Below are 2,547 nucleotides of genomic sequence, written 5' to 3'. Positions count from 1 at the left end.
CGGCTCCGCGAGCTGCTGCCGTGGAACTGGTGCCGAGGCCACGCCGATCCTCGCCAAGCCTCCTGAGCGAGGATAGCCAGGAGCCCTCGCTCATCCCCTCAGCCTGCGGCCCAGGCCGGACGCTTACCATGTTGCGTCATGAGCTTCAGGAACAAGCGTCTCCGGGTCGTATTCCAGCCGCGGCACAGCGAGAGACGGCCTGTCGGCACAACATGTCGCGTTAACGCGGACCGGGAAGTGCCATCCAAGGAGAGAATGCGAACATGCTCACCATTTGAAGGGTGCTATGGGCAAAAGGCGGGCGATCTCCGTCGAGAGCTGCTCCTGGGTAAAGGGCTTTGCCAGCCGAGGAAGTTCAATCGACAACTCACCCTGCAATTCCGCGTACCCTGTCGCCAGCAGGATCGGAAGTGTCGGGTTCCGCGCGCGGACCGCAACGGCAAGGTCGAGGCCCGTCATTCCGGGCATAGCATGATCGGTAATGACAAGATCTGGGTTCAAGCCGTCGCTCAGGATGGCGAGGGCTTCCTTACCCGAATGAGCTTCGACCACGCGATGGCCAAGGTCCTCGAGCAAGGCCATCGTGCTTGCCGCGATCAAGGTATCGTCGTCGACCAGCAGGATCGTCGCTGAAGGTGCGACCGCACGGGAAACGTGAGGTTGTGCGGAGCTCTCCGCCGCACGGCCCGCCACTGGTAGCCAGAGCTCGGCTGTGGTGCCCACGCCTTGCCAGCTGTGAAGGCGAAACGTGCCGCCGGACTGATCAGCAAGCCCATGCACCATGGAAAGACCTAGACCTGTGCCTTTGCCAACGCCTTTGGTCGAGAAGAATGGTTCGATTGCCCGAGCGAGCGTTTCGGAATCCATGCCTTCCCCAGTGTCCTGCACCGAGAGGCGCACATAATCGCCGGGCGCCAATGTCGTGTCGGCCTCCGCAACTTTTTGGTGGTCCAACGCCATGGTCAAGGTCCCACCCGATGGCATGGCGTCCCGTGCGTTCACGGCGAGATTTAGGAGAGCCATCTCAAGTTGATTGGGGTCGATGTCGACCGTCGGCGTTCCTTCAGGGGCCATGATCTTCAATTCAATCATTGGACCGACCGATCCCTTGATCAGGCCTATCATGCCTTCCACAAGGGCCCGTACGTCTGTCGCGCGGGATTGCAGCTCCTGTCGGCGCGCGAACGCCAACAACCTCTGCGTTAGGGTTGCCCCTCGACGAGCGCCTTCCATCGCCCCTTCCAATAACCTGGTTTTCCGTGGATCGTCGCCGATGCGCCTGGCAAGCAGATCGAGATTTCCCATAATCGCCATGAGCAAATTGTTGAAATCGTGAGCGACGCCGCCAACGAGTTGACCAATGGTCTCGATTTTCTGGGCCTGCAGCAGAGCCGCCTGCGCCCGTTCCCGCTGCTCGCTCTCGGCCCGGATCCGCTCGTTTGCCTGCTCCAGAGCGGCCGTACGCCTGGCCACCAGGCGCTCCAGCTCTTCGGCTGTCTGTTGCTGCGCCGAAAGGTAAGCCCGCGCTTCGTATTGGCGTGCGCGACCTCGTTCTGCGGTCAAAACCGCTGCTTGGAGCGAAATCGCCTGCATCGGGCGTTCAAGAAAAGCGATGTTCCGGAGCTTGCCGACGAGATCCCGACGAAACGCTGTGAACCGCGCGCCCTCGTTATGGTTGGTGAGTACGATAAAAGGCAGATCCGACCAGGGAGGCTGAGCCCTCACCCACGCGGCCAATGGGTCAAGAGCTTTGCCATACAGGGCTTCCTCCGTGATGAGGACCACGTCCGCCTCGCGGTCCAACTCCACTATTAAGCCAGAGACGTCTTCGCATACACGTGGGACGAGGCCGGCCTGTTCGACGAGCCTGGCGCAGGCGCCCGCGTCACGGCCCACCGGCGCAAGAATGAGAACATTATTGGTCGACACATCATCCGCCATTGCTGTGGCCGTCGCCCAGCAGGGGACCTCCCTCGCCGGTGTAAACCGGCGTCCCCGAAAAAATCCCGCTGAAGCCCTTGAGCGGTGGTCCGAGCTTGACACCGCCTCTGCTCAGCTGGAACTCGCGGATCGTATGCTCGTGATCCCCACTGCGCTTTTTAACGACAGAAAGCGCGCGGCGGACGCTGCCGTCGAACTCGAAATACCGCAACATAAGAACTGCATCGCTGAGATAGCTAATGTCCAACGGTGTATCCATCGGGCCGACGAGTCCGTGCTGGGCCAGGACCAAGATCGTCAGCACACCGAGCTGGCTTAAGTAGCTGAGCAACTCGTGCATTTGCAGGACCAGAAAGCGTTCGTCCGGCATTGCATTGAGATACCCGTTCAGGCTGTCGATAATCACAATCCGAGCTTTGTCGTGCTCCACCGCATGCCTTACGCGGTGTGCGAACTCCCCAGGCGATAATTCCGCCGGGTTGGCCTGCTGCCGGTTTCGTGGACACCGAGATAAGGTGTTCAACGGGACTGGAGAGCTGGAATGCAACGACGGAGGTTCAGCCGCGAGTTCAAGCTTGAGGCTGTAAGATTGGTGAAGGACCGGGG

The 2,547-nt window shown here is 60.7% G+C and carries 1 protein-coding gene and 1 pseudogene; both read right to left on the bottom strand.

Features of this window, described 5'->3' with window-relative positions; genetic code table 11:
* Positions 1 to 267 precede the first annotated feature (267 nt).
* Positions 268 to 1,941, bottom strand: coding sequence for an ATP-binding protein (locus ABLE91_RS28865; RefSeq protein WP_348936002.1), 1,674 nt, complete (start codon positions 1,939 to 1,941; stop codon positions 268 to 270).
* A pseudogene (locus tag ABLE91_RS28860) lies at positions 1,931 to 2,431 on the bottom strand (ATPase domain-containing protein); the annotation flags it as partial. The pseudogene ABLE91_RS28860 and the gene ABLE91_RS28865, both read right to left, overlap by 11 nt.
* Positions 2,432 to 2,547 lie beyond the last annotated feature (116 nt).

Source organism: Aquabacter albus, assembly GCF_040049275.1.
Taxonomy (GTDB): Bacteria; Pseudomonadota; Alphaproteobacteria; order Rhizobiales; family Xanthobacteraceae; genus Aquabacter.
Note: the sequence above shows the minus strand (reverse complement) of the source record. Positions and strands in the feature narration are given on the sequence as shown.

What these genes read in the sequence shown, in the direction of transcription:
- ABLE91_RS28865 (WP_348936002.1), bottom strand. Translation starts at nt 1,941, where the DNA reads ATGGCGGATGATGTGTCGACCAATAATGTTCTCATTCTTGCGCCGGTG.